This window comes from Pedobacter sp. GR22-10, from assembly GCF_026239715.1.
GTDB lineage: Bacteria > Bacteroidota > Bacteroidia > Sphingobacteriales > Sphingobacteriaceae > Pedobacter.
On the sequence record NZ_JAPIVR010000002.1, the window covers coordinates 590,046 to 608,041 of the forward strand.

Annotated in this window: 17 protein-coding genes and 1 pseudogene; 10 read left to right on the forward strand and 8 right to left on the reverse strand. The window is 38.6% G+C overall.

Annotated elements, in window-relative coordinates; genetic code table 11:
- Positions 1 to 54 precede the first annotated feature (54 nt).
- The 7 genes from OQX64_RS09930 to OQX64_RS09960 all read right to left on the reverse strand — a co-directional run bounded on the left by OQX64_RS09930 (position 55) and on the right by OQX64_RS09960 (position 7,634).
- Complete coding sequence (locus OQX64_RS09930) at positions 55 to 459, reverse strand: hypothetical protein (RefSeq protein ID WP_265818656.1); 405 nt, start codon at positions 457 to 459, stop codon at positions 55 to 57.
- A gap of 67 nt (positions 460 to 526) precedes the next feature.
- Entirely contained in the window at positions 527 to 1,984 is a 1,458-nt protein-coding gene (locus OQX64_RS09935) for a nicotinate phosphoribosyltransferase (protein WP_265818657.1), read from the reverse strand.
- Between the two features lie 33 nt (positions 1,985 to 2,017).
- Positions 2,018 to 2,770, reverse strand: a complete 753-nt coding sequence (locus OQX64_RS09940) for a metallophosphoesterase family protein (protein WP_265818658.1) — start codon at positions 2,768 to 2,770, stop codon at positions 2,018 to 2,020.
- Between the two features lie 19 nt (positions 2,771 to 2,789).
- A complete protein-coding gene (locus OQX64_RS09945) occupies positions 2,790 to 4,304 on the reverse strand; it encodes an ADP-ribosylglycohydrolase family protein (protein ID WP_265818659.1) in 1,515 nt (504 codons plus the stop codon).
- 17 nt (positions 4,305 to 4,321) lie between these two features.
- A complete protein-coding gene (gene prs, locus OQX64_RS09950) occupies positions 4,322 to 5,164 on the reverse strand; it encodes a ribose-phosphate diphosphokinase (protein WP_265818660.1) in 843 nt (280 codons plus the stop codon).
- A gap of 67 nt (positions 5,165 to 5,231) precedes the next feature.
- Positions 5,232 to 5,924, reverse strand: a complete 693-nt coding sequence (locus tag OQX64_RS09955) for an NUDIX hydrolase (RefSeq protein ID WP_265818661.1) — start codon at positions 5,922 to 5,924, stop codon at positions 5,232 to 5,234.
- A gap of 144 nt (positions 5,925 to 6,068) precedes the next feature.
- On the reverse strand, positions 6,069 to 7,634 hold the full coding sequence (locus OQX64_RS09960) for a L,D-transpeptidase family protein (RefSeq protein ID WP_265818662.1): 1,566 nt from the start codon (positions 7,632 to 7,634) through the stop codon (positions 6,069 to 6,071).
- 269 nt (positions 7,635 to 7,903) lie between these two features.
- Here OQX64_RS09960 and hisG point away from each other — a divergent pair, with 269 nt between their 5' ends.
- From hisG to OQX64_RS10010, 10 genes and pseudogenes are all read left to right on the forward strand, one after another.
- Positions 7,904 to 8,755, forward strand: a complete 852-nt coding sequence (hisG, locus tag OQX64_RS09965) for an ATP phosphoribosyltransferase (protein ID WP_265818663.1) — start codon at positions 7,904 to 7,906, stop codon at positions 8,753 to 8,755.
- A 59-nt stretch (positions 8,756 to 8,814) separates the two neighbouring features.
- Entirely contained in the window at positions 8,815 to 10,137 is a 1,323-nt protein-coding gene (gene hisD / locus OQX64_RS09970) for a histidinol dehydrogenase (protein WP_265818664.1), read from the forward strand.
- A 56-nt stretch (positions 10,138 to 10,193) separates the two neighbouring features.
- Positions 10,194 to 11,234 (forward strand): histidinol-phosphate transaminase, encoded by a 1,041-nt coding sequence (gene hisC, locus OQX64_RS09975; RefSeq protein WP_265818665.1) that lies wholly within the window; start codon positions 10,194 to 10,196, stop codon positions 11,232 to 11,234.
- The gene (gene hisB, locus OQX64_RS09980; protein ID WP_088302063.1) at positions 11,234 to 12,367 is read left to right on the forward strand and encodes a bifunctional histidinol-phosphatase/imidazoleglycerol-phosphate dehydratase HisB; all 1,134 of its coding nucleotides are present in this window, start codon (positions 11,234 to 11,236) and stop codon (positions 12,365 to 12,367) included. Before hisC ends, hisB begins: the two co-directional genes overlap by 1 nt.
- Positions 12,368 to 12,458: 91 nt before the next feature.
- Positions 12,459 to 13,067, forward strand: a complete 609-nt coding sequence (gene hisH, locus OQX64_RS09985) for an imidazole glycerol phosphate synthase subunit HisH (RefSeq protein WP_088302062.1) — start codon at positions 12,459 to 12,461, stop codon at positions 13,065 to 13,067.
- Between the two features lie 65 nt (positions 13,068 to 13,132).
- Positions 13,133 to 13,882, forward strand: a complete 750-nt coding sequence (hisA, locus tag OQX64_RS09990) for a 1-(5-phosphoribosyl)-5-[(5-phosphoribosylamino)methylideneamino]imidazole-4-carboxamide isomerase (RefSeq protein ID WP_088302061.1) — start codon at positions 13,133 to 13,135, stop codon at positions 13,880 to 13,882.
- 247 nt (positions 13,883 to 14,129) lie between these two features.
- Positions 14,130 to 14,414 (forward strand): annotated as a pseudogene (locus OQX64_RS09995) (endonuclease domain-containing protein); the annotation flags it as partial.
- Positions 14,415 to 14,471: 57 nt separating this feature from the next.
- Positions 14,472 to 15,272 (forward strand): imidazole glycerol phosphate synthase subunit HisF, encoded by an 801-nt coding sequence (hisF, locus tag OQX64_RS10000; RefSeq protein ID WP_265819046.1) that lies wholly within the window; start codon positions 14,472 to 14,474, stop codon positions 15,270 to 15,272.
- A gap of 41 nt (positions 15,273 to 15,313) precedes the next feature.
- Complete coding sequence (hisIE, locus tag OQX64_RS10005; RefSeq protein ID WP_265818666.1) at positions 15,314 to 15,916, forward strand: bifunctional phosphoribosyl-AMP cyclohydrolase/phosphoribosyl-ATP diphosphatase HisIE; 603 nt, start codon at positions 15,314 to 15,316, stop codon at positions 15,914 to 15,916.
- Between the two features lie 113 nt (positions 15,917 to 16,029).
- A complete protein-coding gene (locus tag OQX64_RS10010) occupies positions 16,030 to 16,929 on the forward strand; it encodes a WD40 repeat domain-containing protein (RefSeq protein ID WP_265818667.1) in 900 nt (299 codons plus the stop codon).
- 226 nt (positions 16,930 to 17,155) lie between these two features.
- On the opposite strand, the gene OQX64_RS10015 is transcribed toward OQX64_RS10010, so the two are convergent.
- Positions 17,156 to 17,989, reverse strand: coding sequence for a C40 family peptidase (locus OQX64_RS10015; RefSeq protein WP_265818668.1), 834 nt, complete (start codon positions 17,987 to 17,989; stop codon positions 17,156 to 17,158).
- Between the last annotated feature and the right edge of the window lie 7 nt (positions 17,990 to 17,996).

The following is a 17,996-nucleotide window of genomic DNA, read 5'->3' on the forward strand; positions in this document are numbered from 1 at the left end:
TGGTTGATCAAGAACAAGCTACAAATAATATTATAAACGAAGAAACCAGTTAGCCTAATATGAAAACCCCGGAAATTCAATATTAACAATTTTCCATCGGCCGTTTTGCAATGCGAAATATAACTTAAACGGACCGCTGATAATTTTGGATTCTTTTTTCAGTACCGCCCTGAAGCCGGTAACCCCTTCTACAAAACCCATTCCTTTGCCACCATCAAGTAATTCGTAATGGGTATCAATGATGTCATATCTTCCGCCAACATATTCATCAGATTGACCAAAAATACCTTTAAGCCGGGCTATGATCACCTGTTTATCCATCACTTTATTACCCGGAAGAATAAAAAAATCACTCAGCTCTTCCGTAATCGTTTTGGATTGTTTAAACCATGCGTTCGTAAATCTGATCGCACTGTTTACGATATCGGCTCCATGATTGAAAGTTGATTTTTCTTGCATTTTTTAAGGTATCTTTCATATAATAACCGACCAACATTTTTGCCGGTCGGTTAAAAACTTGGCGAAGTTAACTATTCTTTAGCCTTTCTCTAATTTCAGCGAGAGAATAATCGATCAATAAATGACCATCTCTAAAAACTTCCTTTAATTCGCCCTGTGCTTCTTCTTCCCAGGTACATTGATCTTTTAACTCATATTCGCCTGTTGCATTTTTAAAAATCTGGAGTAAACCTTTTGCTGATTTTTTAGTACCATCATCGGTAATCGGATCTTTAAAAATTTCACGTCCAATGCCTGCTACTTCTCCATAGGTGGCTTTCATGGCAAAACCAAAAGTATCGCGGGTATTGTATTGGTAAGTGAACGAACCGATGCCGAAAACGACATTGGTAGAAGCAAAACCTTTTGCTTTTAACCGTTCACAAATTTGGGTGGCACGCTCGGTTGTAATGCTATCACCATAAATAGCACCAATTTGCGGAACCAATTCCTTGTAGCCTTTATCATTGGTTTTTCCACCGAAAACACCCCAAAGTAATTCAATTACGCCTTTTTTCTCATTTTCATCATTACCATTCGGATTCCCGCAGATGATATCTACCGGATCTCCAGAATCTGGCCGAATCACTACCTTACCTTCTCTTGCCACAATATCTTCTTTTAGGGCTGGTAAATAAACAGTGAGCACTTTCCATAAATCCCAGGTATCTGATACAATGGATACAATGCCCTTTGGATAAACTTCTAAAATCAACCTTTTAAAAGTCTCCAATTCGCCGGTATTGGTGCCCATACACATTACAGAGTGTTCGGTAGCTGCCACAGAACCGCCGATTAACTCCTCATCTGAATTTGCACGGTAATATTCTTCCAGAAAATCGATAGCCGGAATGGTATCCGTTCCGGTAAAACTTAGTAAGTGACCAGCGGCCGAGGTCACTGCTGCTTCAATTCCGCCCATTCCACGCATGGAGAAATCGTGTCCCTGCCAATCCACAAATTCTGGCACTGATGAAGTTTCAGCAGCATATTGATCCATAATTGCCCGGTATTGTTTGGCAATGGTAGCAGAATTACAAGGCAACCACACCACAGCCGATAGCAGTGTTTCAAAATAGTTGGTTAGCCAGAAGAACTCAGGCAAAGTGTTGTACATGGTAAACATGGGCACGCGAAGTGGCACTTCAGCACCTTCTGGTAGCGATTTAAAAACCATTGGAATATAACCCAGATCGTGCAAATCTGCAATATGCTGCGTACCTACTAAATTTTCGCCAAGATAATTATTGATCCTTCGGGCATACTTTTTCAAAATTTCTTCTTTAGGTTTTGCGAAGAAATTCTGATTAAAATCTTCGATAATATATTTTTTGATAAAATACTGTAAGCCAAAAAGAACAACGTGGCTTACCTGCTCCAGCCTGCTTTTTCTTGGTGTCCAGTTTGAATAAACCAGTGTAGTGTTATCAGGGTATTGCCTGCGGTGATCTACTTTGTATCCGTCTGTTAATAATAATGGGTTCATGATATTTGATATTTATGGTTTCTGTTAAATTGGTTAATTTTTATTTCGTCCTGTTTCATTCGGATAAAGACTTGGCAATACATCACTTTGCCAGACCTTTTTCGTTTGAAGATCGAGGCAGCTGAGTTTACCTGTAAAAGCGGCGCCGGTATCAATATTCCAGACATTGCAGCCTTGCATCGGTACATTTACTCCGTAGTATAGGGTTGGCGTATGGCCGATATAGATTTCATGATAAAGCAGTAATCTTTTCGGATAGCGTGGCGAGTCATGATCAATTTTGCTGTCTACCGTCAATGCCATTTCCCAAAGTGTTCTGTCCCAGGAATAATTGGAAGAATAACGTTCTTTTTCCGGACCATGCATGGAGGAAAATCCGGCATGAATGAAAAGATTATTTTGTTCATCAACATGGTAATCTTTCATTTTTCTCAAAAAAAACTTAAGATGCGCTTGCTTTACTGAATCTGGCAGCTGTTGATAGCTTTCCATGGTTGATTTTCCGCCATGTGCAAACCAAACTTCATCAATAATCCCCTCCGAAAGCCAATCGATACACCAGGCATCGTGATTGCCTTTGATAAAAATGCAGGAATGTGTTTGCGCTAACTGGATGAGATAGTCAATTACCTGAGCGGATTCACTCCATCCATCTACATAATCCCCTAAAAAAATTAACCGGTCATTTGTTGATACTTCAGCACGTTCAAATAACTGGGTTAGGGCTTTCAGGCCGCCATGAATATCTCCTATTACCAATGTTCTGTTCATATTTGCTTTTTCCATATCCTCAACACTTAGCTACTTAATCAAACTTTTTTATTTGTTTTGGAAGGATTGATGACTCGATATTTATTTGGTCTCGAACCTCCATCAATGCGAAACCCAGAAGGTTTAATCCCTTCCACTGCGCAACATGTTGCGCATCAGGATTTTCTTCCGCCAGGCCAATTCCCCAAATGAAATCCACCGGACTTGCTTCTGCCAAGATCTTCTTCCCCGTATTGATCAAATAATCACCTAACACTTTGTGCTGGCTAAATTTATGAAAATTGCCTTCTCTTACGATTTCATATCTGTTTTCAGACCAGATGGCATCGTCATAATTACTTACTTGCCTGCCCAGGTTTTTAACTTCTTCCGGCGAGTTCGCCGCTAAAATTTTGGTTAATGTAATTTGATCATTAAATAATTCTGCTTTCTTGCTCATCATCCAATGTTCAGCGGTTTTATATTCAACTTGATCCACTAGAAAAGGAGCATCCCACCATTGGGTTAAACAGGATTTGGTGAGCATTCCATCATTCGACACATGATGTTCCCAAAAGAAAAAGAATTCATCAGTCTCCTTAATGGCAGAAACGGTATACTTCTGACTTTTCATCAGCTTCATTTCCAGTTCCTTGCAAAGGTTCTGAATACCTGATCGCTTTACCAAAACATTTATCCACTCCTCCGGAATACCGTCAAAACCATAGATTAAACCTGCCAGTCCGCCGGCAATTGCAGCCGTGGTATCGCTATCTTCACCCAAGTTAACTGCTTTCAGAACTGCGTCTTCGTAAGATTGTGTGGTAAGAATACACCATAAACTGGCTTCCAAACTGTGCAAAACATAACCAGATGAAAAAATTTCAGCCATAGCAACTGTTGAAATATCACCATCTAAAACCCGTTTAAAAAGATCAATTTCTTTGGGTTCAAAAGCATTTTTTTCAACAAACCGCTTAACTGTCGCCTGCATATTCTGGTAAGCCACTTTTTTATCGCAGCCTTTTAATAATTCCAAACCATAAACCACATAAATTAAGCAGGCAAAAACAGAGCGGAAATGTGCATGAGTAATAGCAGACACTTCTTTAACCCGTTCATAGATCGTTTGAAGATCAGCTTCATGGCGGGAATAAAATACCATGGGTAAAATCCGCATTAAAGCACCATTTCCATTATCTGCTTCGCGATTACCGCCACACAAAACCGGATCGGTGCCTTTGGCAATTTCATTGATGGCCTTACTGGTTGCAATGCCAATATCAAATACTTCACCATGTGCTGTCCAGATCTCCGCACGATACCACTGAAGGAATTTCCGTGCCATATCCTGCAAGTTGTAACCAGAGCAAAGGCTCTCTGCCAGGCAAAAGGTTAGCGAACTGTCATCACTCCAGGTTCCAGCAGGTTGGTTATGGGTTCCAAAGCCTTCCATTCCGTTTACCGGATGTTCTGCTAAATAAGTTCTTGATTTAAACTCTGCGGGTACACCGAGTGCATCGCCAACCGCTAAACCAAATAGTGCGCCGTGAATAACCTTGCTTTTCATGTGATAGGATTTAATGTTTACTGATTTTGGCCAAGATCTTGCAACTTGATTTGTGTTACGCCAGCATGTTCCACGCTTTTGATTGAATCCGTTGTAAAAATTTGTTCAAAGTATTTGCTCAGGTCATCAAAGCCTTTGCTAAAAATACCATGACTTATGGCCAGGTAAAGCTTGCCTGCATTTTTTGCCTGAAGTGCTTCGGCTAAACCGTTAAATGTTCCACCACCATCGCAGATATCATCTACAATCAGACAATCGGCACCACTAAGATCTTCAGCATATACTTTAAAGCCGGAAAGTTTCCCTGTTTTCACATCCCTACTTTTAGAGCACTCTACTACCTCAGCACCACCTAAAAACTCAGAAACTTTATAAATTTTCTTCAGTGCGCCACCATCAGGTGAGATAAGTTTCACCTCTGATCCGATTTTAGCAATCACTTGCCTAATAAATTCATGATTGGAAATGGTGACACAATTATTAAGCAATGCTGGTGTAACTTCGCTATGCGGATCGAAGACGGTAACGCTGGCCAATGCCAATGCATTGATGATGTCTGCATATACTTTTACGGATAATGGCTCACCAGGAATCATCACCCGATCCTGTCTCGCTGCCGGGAAGTATGGAATATAAAGGTGAATTTCCTTCACGCCCATTCTCTTCAGGGCATCAACTGTAATACAGATCAGACCTAAATCATGGAAAGAATTAATTCTTTGCGTAATGGTTACCGGCGCATCTTTATCGAAATCGTCAGCAATTTTAATGTGTGGTTCGCCACCTGCAAACAGGAAAGATTTGTAGCTTATGGCGTTGTTTTCGCCTAGCGGAGTAAAATCCGGATCTAAATTTATCATATATTTGCGTATTATTTACACAAATATAGAAATGATTTTTAAATCCAAAAAATAATTTGTGTTTATTTTACGCAAACCTAATGTCAAACTGGAAATTATCCTTTGAAAGTTGATTATATTTTGGCTTATCAAATGTAAAAAGCTTGCCTGGACGGCCACTAGCTCCTATTTTCACTACCTTTCCTGTTTCTTTAACAATTTCAAAACTGAGAATTTTTTTTCTGAAATTTCTTCTGTCGATATCTCTTTCCAGGATGGAACAATATAAATTTTCAAGGTCTGAGAATAAAAATTCCTGATCCAGGAGGTCGAACCCGATAGGCTGATAAGTTAATTTACTTTTTAAGCGCTGATGCGCCAGCCTAACCATTTCATCATGGTCGTATCCCAATTGCGGTAGCTGGTTTAAGGGAAACCATTTCGCATCTTTTGCATCTGTATCTGCTTTTAAAACAAAGTTCTGAGGATTTACCAAAGCAAAATAAGCGACAGAAACCACCCTGAACCGATCATCGCGATTGATGTCATCTCCAAAGGTACCCAACTGTTCAAGGTAATTTACATTTATCCCTGCTTCTTCTTTAAGCTCTCGCTCCACAGCTGCCAGTAAAGGCTCCTCATCTTTAACAAAACCGCCGGGCAATACCCATTTATCTGCCAGTTCACCAAAACGCTGCTGCACCGTCAGGACATAAAGTGTCCCCTTCTCATAGCCAAAAACAATGGCATCAACAGCGATTTTAATATTTTGATCGATCATTCCTTATTTGTGTAAAAACAACACAAAGTTAAGAAATTTCATAATTCAGAGAACTGCCCTGGTCATTAATATAAATCAGCCAAACTAAGTATACTCATAAAACAGATTAATAAAATTAAAATAACTGCAAATACGTCGATTAGCTTATAACCTAAACTTTTTCATCGCTCTCCAAAGTTTCATATCCATCTGATAAACATCCGGACGATATTCAATTTTATTATTTTGCGGCCAGGCAGTGATATAAGTAATCAAAATTGGAACTTGTTTTTTTGGCCCGAACCATGCTGGTTTTAATTGAAATGCCTTTGAAGTATCAGCTTTTGCGGCCATCCTCTTTTTATACCATTTGATGTGACTACTGTCTACGGGCGGCAAATCTACTTCTGCCCTTAATTTATCATAAGTGTAAGTATCACCTACTAATTTTTCAGCAAATTCTAACGGTTTTTCTACCCGCACACAACCGTGGCTAATGGCCCGGTTACTAAGGTTAAAACCATTTTTATTATTCGTATCATGAAGGTAAATACTGGAACTATTATCAAAGATAAATTTAAACTTTCCCAGGGCATTTCCACCACCTGATCCCTGCTTAAATTTAAAGGGTAATTTATCCCTTGAATACCGGCTCCAGTTGATCGTATCAGGCTCACCAATCAGCTTATCTTTATAGTAAACTTTGATGTTACTATTCGACAAATAATAAGGGTCTTTTCTAGCCATCCAATAAATCTCGCTCTGCGCAATACTTACCGGAATATTCCATACCGGATTAGCTTGAATAGAGTTAATTTTACTGAACAATAATGGAGTCTCATGATTCTTCGGTTTATCATCTAAATTGCCCGATTTAGCGAAGGCTTTCTGCTTATCTTCATACCCATTTTCGCGCTTGCCGCCCACACAAACTTTCATACTAATAACTGTATCTGTTTTATCAAACCAGGTAAGCCTGAAATCAGGAATATTAACCTGTACATAGTTGGATCCGGTTTCAGGCATTTTCCAGCGAAAACGCTCCATATTCACCAGCAATATCCGCTTTTCAGCCTCATCACTTGTATTTAGATAAGCTTTTTGAAGCCCCTTATATTGTATAGATGAAGGTTGCACAGCCCTTAAGGTATCGAGCATGTTCTTAGAAGAAAGCAGCCTGATCATGCCTGCGCTATCTGGTCGTTTCACTTTAATATAATACCTGGAAAAGATACTCCTTGGATTCACTACACCATACTTCAGGAAATTGTTATAGTTTAAATATGCATTTGCAGAAAGTAACTCCAAACGGGCAATCACAGGGTAACTTTCGTCCACTTTCTTAAACTTGTTGTCAGAAAGCTGCTTCAGCAGCGCCTTAATCTGGCTAACTTTAAAAAGTTCAGGATTAAAACCATGTACTTTGCTGTTGTCTAAATAAGCGGTCAGCGAATCCAGTTCCCCGTTAGTGTAGAATTTTGTAACCAATTCCGGCGACCCATGGTTTTCCAGGTAAAAAGCTCTAACAGTCTTTGGATTGATGAAACCCTGATCAAGACTATCCATCGTTTTAACAAAAACGCTATCATATGCTATGGTATCAAAATCTTTGTAAATCTTGTTTTTAAAGTGTTCAGATAACACTTTTCCAATTTCAGGTGGCGATTTAAACCAGTTACAGGCCGAAACAGATATGATAAAGGGAATGATTAGAAAGCGAAAGTTTTTCAACACGTAATAAGTTAGTTCAACAGATTTAATTATCTAAAGGCTAAATGGCAAATTAAGTGCCATTATTTTTTGATTTACAGATGCAAACGTTATATTTGCCAGCGCTAGTCAGCTAAAGCATTGATATTGGCAGAAATATATTTATGAACTTAACTTTGAACCATCACTTACATTTGCACCATCGCCGTTAGGCGATATGATATGTTTGTTTTGTACTTCAAAACTTTTTTTCCGTAAAATTATTTCTTGTTCACTCTATATTCAATACTTTGAAAACACTTAAAATTGCTATCCAGAAATCGGGTAGACTAAACGAAAAATCCGTAGAAATATTAAAAAATTGTGGCCTTTCATTCGAAAACTACAAAAGCTCCCTGATATCTACTGTTACCAACTTCCCTTTAGAAATACTTTTTCTTCGTGATGATGATATTCCGGAATACGTACAGGATGGCATTGCCGATCTGGGCATTGTTGGGGAAAATGTTATCGTAGAAACCAAAGCTGAAGTAAGTTATTTACAAAAATTAGGCTTTGGAAAATGTACTTTAAAAATTGCAGTTCAAGCCACCAGTAACATTCAAAATCTGGAAGAATTAAATGACAAAGCAATCGCTACTTCTTACCCGGTGATTCTCGAAAAATTCTTACAGGAAAAAGGAATAAAATCTGATATAAGAACCATTTCCGGTTCGGTAGAAATTGGTCCGGGTTTAGGATTAAGCGATGCCATTTTTGATATCGTTTCTACAGGCGGAACATTGAAAAGCAACGGACTAAAACCCTTCGCCGATGTGATGCAATCGGAAGCCGTTTTAATCGGAAATAAATCAATTGCCGACAACCCTGAAGTAGCAGAATTGCTTCAGAGAATCCGCTCGGTATTAAGTGCAAAATCAAACAAATATGTTGTACTTAATGTATCAAAAGATAACCTTCAAAAAGTGGTCGATTTATTACCAGGTGTTAAAAGTCCAACGGTCGTTCCGCTCTTTGAACCGGATTGGGTTGCTGTTCATTCTGTAATTGCCGAAGAAGATTTCTGGGAGAAAATTAACAGTCTGAAAGCTGCAGGCGCAGAAGGAATTTTAGTGATGCCAATTGAGAAAATCATCACTTAAAACAGGTCAAAATTACACCAAAAAACATTAACTAATAGTTAATTTAAAAACATAATCAATTGAAAATCTATAATTATACAGATTTATCTAAATCAAAAATTGAGGAATTGTGTTCCAGACAAATTGAGGACGATAAATTGATTGAAGAGCGCGTTGCAAACATCATTGAAACGGTAAAAAAAGATGGTGATCAAGCACTGATTAATTTTGCAGAAACCTTTGACCGGGTTGTGCTTAAAAAACTTTTTTTAGGCGCTGAAGAATTGGAATTGATTGCTTCTACTATTCCGGATGAAGCTAAAAAAGCAATTAATATTGCCTATCAAAATATTAAGGTGTTTCATGAGTCACAATTGAAAACTGAAGATAAGGTAGCAACCATGCCTGGCGTGGTTTGCTGGCGTGAAGCCAGGGCCATTGAAAAGGTTGGCCTTTATATTCCAGGCGGAACTGCTGTTTTACCCAGTACTTTTTTAATGCTTGCCACACCAGCAATTATTGCGGGGTGTAAGGAGATTATTGTTTGCTCACCACCCCAAAGCGATGGCAAAACCAATTGCTATCTGGCCTACTGTGCGGTACTTTTGGGTATTGACAAAATATACCTTGTTGGAGGCGCTCAGGCAGTAGCTGCAATGGCATTTGGAACCGAAAGCATTCCACAGGTATATAAGATTTTTGGACCAGGTAACCGCTATGTAACTACTGCTAAAACCATGGTTCAAAATAGGGTAGCTATTGATATGCCAGCCGGCCCTTCTGAGGTTTTAGTACTTGCTGACGAGACTGCCAATCCGTCATTTGTTGCCGCAGACCTACTTGCACAAGCTGAACATGGTATTGATAGTCAGGCAATTTTAGTTTCTACCTCAAATGAAATCATAACTGATACATTACAAGAAATTGAAAATCAGCTAGCTGCATTACCTAGAAAAGCAATTGCAATGAAAGCAATAGCCAACTCTTATGCTATACTTACCGCTGATTTACAGACAGCTATGGATTTTTCCAATCAATATGCCCCGGAACATTTAATTCTGGCTACTGATCAATTCGAAAGCCTTATTCCATCTATTATCAATGCCGGATCAGTATTCTTAGGAAACCTTACACCAGAAAGCGCAGGTGATTATGCTTCCGGAACCAACCATACTCTACCTACCAGCGGCTTTGCAAAGGCTTATTCTGGTGTTTCACTGGATGCCTTCGTTAAAAAAATAACCTTTCAGCATTTATCAAACCAAGGCTTAAACAGCATTGGCACTACTGTTGAAACACTGGCAGCTGCAGAAGGCCTGGATGCGCATAAAAATGCCGTAAGTATTAGATTGAATTTTGAGTCCGGAGTCGGAAGTAAAAAGTCTGAAGCCAACAAAGCATAATAAAAAATCTGTGTAATCACATCATCAGTGTAATCAAACCGAAGTAAACCACTAACATGGACATTAACGAATTAGTAAGAGAAAATATAAAAAACCTTAAGCCATACGCTACAGCCAGAGATGAGTTTAAAGGACAGGCATCCGTATTTTTAGATGCCAACGAGAACAGTTACGGTTCTCCCCTACCCGCCAATTACAACCGCTACCCAGATCCTTTGCAGCTGGATCTAAAGGACGCCATCAGTAAAATTAAAGGTGTACCGATAGAAAACACCTTTTTAGGAAATGGTAGTGATGAGGCCATTGATTTATTGTTTCGTGCCTTTTGTAACCCGGGAAAAGACAATGTGATTATACTTCCACCAACCTATGGGATGTATGAAGTTTCTGCAAATATAAATGATGTGGAAATCCGTAAAGTAAGCCTGCTTCCGAACTTTCAGTTGGACATGGAAAAAATTGCAGAAACGATTGATCAAAACACAAAATTAATCTTCATTTGTTCGCCCAATAATCCAACAGGAAATTCAATCAATCGCGAAGATATTGAAACCATTTTAACCAACTTTAAGGGCTTGGTTGTAGTGGATGAAGCATACATTAATTACGCCCGTCAAAAGACCTTTATTCAGGAATTAACGGAGTACGCAAACCTGGTCATTTTACAAACTTTTTCAAAGGCATGGGGACTCGCAGCTTTGCGTTTGGGCATGGCATTTTCTTCCCGAAAAGTGATCGATGTTTTGAACAAAATCAAACCACCTTACAACATCAATCAGGCTACTCAAGATTTAGCTTTTGAAGCACTAAAAAACATCAGTCAGGTGAACGATTGGATCAAAATTTCTGTTGCCGAAAGAGAGCGACTTTCTGCTGATCTGAATGCACTAAAAATTGTCACAAAAGTTTACCCATCCGATGCTAATTTTATCTTGGCAGAAGTTACTGAAGCAAAGAAAATTTACGACACTTTAGTTGACCAGGGAATCATCGTTCGCGACCGATCAAAAGTAACCTTATGCGAAGGGTGTTTAAGGATTACGGTGGGCACAAAAGAGGAGAATGATAAATTGTTAAATGTGCTAAAAAATCTATAATGAAAAAGGTATTATTTATTGACCGGGATGGGACGTTAAACATTGAACCGGATGATGAGCAGGTAGATAGTTTTGCAAAGTTAAAATTTTATCCGCGCTCGCTTTATTACTTGTCGAAAATAGCCAGTGAAATGGATTATGAACTGGTGATGGTAACGAACCAGGATGGACTGGGAACACCATCAAATCCGGAAGAGAATTTCTGGCCGATCCATCATTTCATGTTGGACACTTTCGCCGGCGAAGGTGTAAACTTTAGTGAGATTGTGATCGACAGAACATTTGCCAAAGACAATGCACCTACCCGGAAGCCAGGTACCGCTTTGTTAACAAAATATTTTAGTGAAGATTACGACTTAAAAAATTCTTATGTTATCGGAGATCGTTTAAATGATGTGGTGCTGGCGAAGAATCTTGGCGCAAAAGCAATTTTTCTTCGTCAAAATGATGCGTTAGGATCTACCGAGGCCCTGGACAAACATGAAACTTTGCTTGATATTATCGTACTGGAAACCAAAAAATGGGAAGATATCTATAACCTGTTGAAGGCAGGAAGCAGAAAAATTAACCACATACGTAAAACAAATGAAACGGATATCGTAATTAATTTGGATTTAGATGGGACTGGAAAAGCCAAAATTGAAACTGGTCTGAACTTTTTCGACCACATGCTGGATCAGATTGCCAGACATGGAAGTGTGGATATGGAAGTGATTGCCAAAGGCGACCTGCACATTGACGAACATCATACCATTGAAGATACCGGAATAGCACTTGGTGAAGCTTTCGCCAAAGGTTTGGGCAATAAGCTTGGCATTGAACGCTACGGCTTCTGCCTGCCAATGGATGATTGCCTGGCGCAGGTAGCCATTGATTTTGGTGGCCGTAACTGGATTGTCTGGGATGCAGCGTTTAAAAGGGAAAAAGTGGGCGATATGCCTACAGAAATGTTTTATCACTTCTTTAAGTCGTTCAGCGATGCGGCAAAATGTAATTTAAATATTAAAGCTGAAGGAGATAACGAACATCATAAAATTGAAGCTATCTTTAAAGCCTTTGCTAAGGCGATTAAAATGGCCATTAAACGTGATGCCGAAAAAATGGTGTTACCAAGTACAAAGGGGCTTTTGTAAACGAACAAGGAGAAATGAACAAGGAGAAATGAACAAGGAGAAATGACTGATTGTCTTTATTCTTTGTTCTTTATTCTTTAATCCTAAGAATATGATTGGAATAGTAAACTACGGTGCCGGGAATATTTTCTCTCTTACTGCTGCATTAGACCGCTTAAATGTGAACTACGGCATGGTAAATACAGAAACCGACCTTGAAAAATATAGCCACATTATTATCCCTGGCGTTGGTCACGCTGGTGCGGCGATGGAAAAATTAAAGCATACCGGATTAATCAAAGCGATAAAAGCATTGGCTAAACCTGTTTTAGGGATTTGCGTAGGCATGCAGCTGATTACCGAACATTCTGAAGAAGGTGACGTTGCCTTGTTGGACATTGTCCCGGTAAAAACCAGAAAGTTTGATAAGTCGCTGAATATCAAAATTCCACATATGGGTTGGAATGCTGTGCAGCATAAAAACAATTCCCTGTTTGAGGGGATTGAAGATAATGCACAATTTTACTTCGTTCATTCGTACTTTATTGAATATAACCCTATTTTTGACATCGCCTCCGCAAATTATGGATTAAAATTTTCGGCAGCAGTACAAAAAAATAACTTTTATGGCGTTCAGTTTCATCCCGAAAAGTCGGGTAAAGCTGGCGAACAGATATTAAAAAATTTTTCAAACTTGAGTGGAGGAGACTTTTATATTTAGATTTGAGTTTGTAAAACCTGAATATTAGTTTTTTACTTTCAACCTTTAACTTTTAACTTAAGAAAATGTACATAATTCCTGCTATTGATATTCTGGATGGAAAAGTTGTTCGCCTTCGTGAAGGTGATTACAATCAGAAAACTGAGTATGATGTTTCTATTGCCGACATGATAGAAAAATACCGTTCAAACGGAACAGATTTCATTCATATTATTGATTTAAATGGTGCTAAGGGTGATTTTAGCAATCAGAAATCACTATTTGAAATCATTAAGAAAACCGAAATGAAGGTACAGTATGGTGGTGGTATCCGTACCATTGAGCAGGTTACCAATTTGCTCGACGCCGGAATTCACCGGGTAATTGTAGGTACACAGGCTATTACCAATCCCGATTTTTTACAGCAGTTAAGTGAAGCTTTCGCCAAGAAAGATGATTATGCCAACCGCATTGTAATCGCTATCGATGTGCTGGACGAAGTGATTAAGTATTCGGGCTGGATGGAAAGTTCGCCAATCAAGCTAATGGATTATGTAGATAAATGCCTGGCATTGGGTTTCTTCCGTTTTCTTTGTACGGATATCAGCAAAGACGGGAAATTAGGTGGTGCCGCTGTTGAATTGTATAAAAAACTGCTGGAACATTCTCCAATGATCAAATTAATTGCTTCAGGTGGTGTAAGTGCTATGGAAGATATTTATGAATTGGCTAAATATCCGATTAGAAGTGTGGTGGTTGGAAAAGCCATTTATGAGGATCGGATTACTATTGAAGAGATTAAAGAATGGAATTTGAAAGCATTGAGTAGTATATAACCCCCCAGCCCCCTAAAGGGGGAGCTAATAGCATGGTGGAAAGGCAAGTAGATAGTACTATAACATTTGGTGCGATAGAACTTAAGGAAATTAAGAGTTACAAACGAGTTGGAATGTAAGGTTAAAATGTCTGTTCGCATAATAGTTGTATTTAATAAAATATGATTAACGAAAAGACAAAGCCTAATGTAAAAAATTGGGGTTTAATTGATGATGATCTTGATTTTTGCAAGTCAATGAACCAAAAATGTTTTATGGTGCTTCGAGCATCATTTTTGAAAACGCCAAGAAGTTAAGAAATAAGGTTACAGATGCTGAAAAAATATTATGGGAACATCTCAAAGAAAAGAAACTAGGTGTAAAATTTAGACGTCAGCATCCAATTTCTTCCTTTATTGCTGATTTCTATTGTCATGAGTAAAAATTAATCATTGAATTAGATGGCAGCATCCACAATATAAAAGAAATTTTTGAGAATGATTTAGAAAGACAGGCAGCAATTGAAGCTTTTGGAATAAAGGTTATCAGATTTAAAAACCAAGAAATTTATAAAAACATAGACATTGTTTTGAGCAAAATAAATAAAGCCATGCAGGCTGAGCAATTTACAGTTCCCCCTTTAGGGGACGGAGGGGGGTTAAGTAAAAGAATAATTCCTTGTTTAGATGTTAAAGATGGCCGCACAGTAAAAGGTGTCAACTTTGTTGATTTGCGCGATGCAGGCGACCCTGTAGAATTAGCGGCTCAATATGCACAACAAGGTGCTGATGAGTTGGTTTTCTTAGACATTACCGCCACTCACGAACGTAGGAAAACGATGATTGAAATGGTAAAATCTGTTGCACGCCAGCTCAATATTCCTTTCACCATTGGCGGCGGTATTACTGAAATTGCAGATGCAGAGGCTTTACTAAATGCTGGTGCTGATAAGATCAGCATCAATTCTGCAGCAGTAAGAAATCCAAAACTTATTGAAGAGCTGGCGAAAGCTTTTGGCGTTCAGTTTGTGGTTTTGGCAGTAGACACCAAATACGTGGAGGGCAGAAATATGGTTCACCTCAATGGAGGAAGATTAATCACAGAACTGGAAACTGAAAACTGGATTAAGCAGGCGGAAGATTTGGGTGCAGGAGAAATTTTGCTTACATCCATGGATCATGATGGCACAAAAGCTGGATTTGATTGTGGATTACTTGGTAAAATTAACCAAATGATTAACATCCCGATCATTGCCTCAGGTGGCGCAGGCAGTATGGAACACTTTACAGAGGTTTTCCAAAAGGCCAACGTAGATGCAGCGTTAGCAGCATCCGTATTTCACTACGGCGAAATTTTAATACCTGATTTAAAGAAAGAGATGCGAGGACATGGAATCCCCGTAAGATTATAAATTATTAAATACACTCGTCATTGCGAGGCAACATCATAAAAATGAACATTGATATACAATCTCTTGATTGGGATAAAACAGCTGGCTTACTTCCTGTCATTATTCAGAATTATAAAACGCTTGAAGTTTTAATGCTAGGCTATATGAATGCTGAAGCTTTGGAAAAAACACAAACCGAAGGCAAAGTCACTTTCTTCTCGCGCGCTAAAAACCGCCTTTGGACTAAAGGTGAAACCAGTAATAATTTTCTTTATGTAAAGGAACTTTACGTTGATTGCGATAACGATACCATCCTTATTAAGGCCGATGCCGTTGGCCCCACTTGCCACACTGGCAGCCGCAGCTGTTTTAAAACAGATTTTAATCAGAATTTTATTTTTGAACTTGAAAACATCATAACTGACCGATACGAAAATCCTGTTGAGGGCTCTTACATTAATAAGATGCGCAGCAAAGGTTTAAACAAAATTGCACAGAAAGTTGGCGAAGAAGGGGTAGAAACCGTTATTGCCGCATTGGCAGAAAGCGAAGAAGAATTGATTGGCGAAGCATCTGATTTAGTTTTTCACCTGTTATTTTTATTGAAAGAAAAAGGTTTGTCTATTCAGGATATTGCAAAGAATTTAGAAAAGAGACATCAATAGTTACATGTTGCGGGTTATAAGGTAAAAGTAACTAGCTTAAGAAATAAGCATACTAAATTTAGTAACCTATCTACATTTTGACCTAAAACTTTTAACCTGTAACCTATAACATAGTGCTTAAACAAATAAAAAACCTTTCCGGCCATCAAAATCCTGTTTATGCGCTGGCAAATTCAGATCAGAATGAAACATTCTTTAGCGCAGGTAATGATAAAGGTGTTGTAGAATGGTCGTTATCGGAAATGGCGTTTGTAAAGGTGAAAATGCCTGTCCAAAGCTCTGTTTATTACCTCCATTATTACAACAACCAGCTTTTTGTTGGCGAACGAAGTGGCGCCTTCAGTGTTTACGATTTGAAAGAAGAAAAAGTGATCATCAGAATTAATGGCCACACCAAGCCCATCTTCAATATTCAAACGGTTAAAAGTAAAAACGAACTGCTCACTACAGGGGAAGATGGATCAGTAGCCGTTTGGTCGCTTAATGATTTTAAAGAAGTTTACCGTTTTCAGGCCGCATATGATACTGTCAGGGCAATTGCCATCTCGCCTGATGAAACTGAAATTGCTTTTGGTTGCAAAGACCATTTAATTAAAATCTACAATCTTGCTGATTATAGTTTAAAACAGAATCTGGAAGGTCATGCTTTACCTGTAACATCCTTGGCTTATCATCCAGACAAAAAATATTTAATTTCTGGCAGCAGAGATGCACAATTGAAAATTTGGACCTTACCTGGCTATGAATTGATTAACACCATTCCGGCGCATATGTTTACCGTATATGATATTGCTTTTCATCCTACCCTACCCTATTTCGCGACCAGTAGTCAGGATAAAAGCATTAAGCTTTGGGATGCTAAAAACTTTAAACTATACAAAATTTTAAGTCAAGAAAAAGCCGGGGTTGGTCATACGCATTCCATCAATAAAATCATCTGGAGCAATGATGGAAAGTTTTTGATTTCAACTGGTGATGACAGGCAGGTAATGGTTTGGGAGATGGAGGATTAAGATTATCCAATGTATCTTTCTGAATTTTGTTTTATCCATTTTTTTGCCCTGGGTTTAAAGTTTGATTAAAAATAAGTCATGGCCGAAATCCTTTCTAAAGGGGATTTAGAATGCCAATAATTAAATCATCAGCGGCCTGATCATGCTCATACATGTTAAATTTATGCATAACCATTGCCATTTTTCTAACCTTAGGCTCCATAATTTAAATTTCAGACGCAGAAAGCTATTCCACAAATCGTTTAATAATCCTTAATTTGTGGCTGTATATACCTAATTCCCGATTAAAAATTCCCTGGTCATCTATCGGATCAATTTTTACTTTGGCAGAGGAATGGATGATTTCATTCGGGCTCAACATAATCCCAACGTGTGTAATTTTTCCTTCTGCATTATCAAAAAAAGCCACATCGCCGGCCCTGCATTCTGCTAAAAAACCAACCAGTTCACCTTGCTCTGCCTGCTGGGCAGCATCTCTGTTTAATTTGATATTCAACATTTTAAAAACCGTTTGTACAAAGCCAGAGCAATCCATGCCAAATAAATGCCGCCCGCCCCATAAGTATGGAATGTTTTGGAAAAACTTCGCAGTTGATTCAACATCTTTCTTAAAATCTACATTGTGGGCATTATGTGCTTCAAATTTCAACTGGTATTTTTCCTTTCCGGCAAAGCAAAAGCCATCTTTCAGATAAGGCAGATTACTCGCAGGGCTTAGGTGATACAAACTTCCGTCCATGGCCGTTAATACATTATCAAAACTTAATGGAGCCAGCCATTGGCATTCGTTCATTTCGACAAACTGATTCTGAGTAATGGACGCTAACTGCCTGAAATCCAGCCAGCCCTGATAACCGTCATAACCATTTTGAATCAGCCACCAGCGCTCATCTTTTTGAAGAATTTCTACGTGATCACCAAACAAAAGCTGCGAAACAATTTCTGCTCGATCTGAAGGTTCAGCTCTTAAAGGTGCTACGGCAACCCTGCAAATTCCATATTGATTTTCCATCTGATTCTGATCGGTAAAAGATATCTGTAAAACTAATAAATTAATCAATTGTCTA

Coding starts and splice junctions, on each gene's coding strand:
- OQX64_RS09930 (WP_265818656.1), bottom strand. CDS start 459: ATGCAAGAAAAATCAACTTTCAATCATGGAGCCGATATCGTAAACAGT.
- OQX64_RS09935 (WP_265818657.1), bottom strand. CDS start 1,984: ATGAACCCATTATTATTAACAGACGGATACAAAGTAGATCACCGCAGG.
- OQX64_RS09940 (WP_265818658.1), bottom strand. CDS start 2,770: ATGGAAAAAGCAAATATGAACAGAACATTGGTAATAGGAGATATTCAT.
- OQX64_RS09945 (WP_265818659.1), bottom strand. CDS start 4,304: ATGAAAAGCAAGGTTATTCACGGCGCACTATTTGGTTTAGCGGTTGGC.
- prs (WP_265818660.1), bottom strand. CDS start 5,164: ATGATAAATTTAGATCCGGATTTTACTCCGCTAGGCGAAAACAACGCC.
- OQX64_RS09955 (WP_265818661.1), bottom strand. CDS start 5,924: ATGATCGATCAAAATATTAAAATCGCTGTTGATGCCATTGTTTTTGGC.
- hisC (WP_265818665.1), top strand. CDS start 10,194: ATGGACATTAACGAATTAGTAAGAGAAAATATAAAAAACCTTAAGCCA.
- hisB (WP_088302063.1), top strand. CDS start 11,234: ATGAAAAAGGTATTATTTATTGACCGGGATGGGACGTTAAACATTGAA.
- hisH (WP_088302062.1), top strand. CDS start 12,459: ATGATTGGAATAGTAAACTACGGTGCCGGGAATATTTTCTCTCTTACT.
- hisA (WP_088302061.1), top strand. CDS start 13,133: ATGTACATAATTCCTGCTATTGATATTCTGGATGGAAAAGTTGTTCGC.
- hisF (WP_265819046.1), top strand. CDS start 14,472: ATGCAGGCTGAGCAATTTACAGTTCCCCCTTTAGGGGACGGAGGGGGG.
- hisIE (WP_265818666.1), top strand. CDS start 15,314: ATGAACATTGATATACAATCTCTTGATTGGGATAAAACAGCTGGCTTA.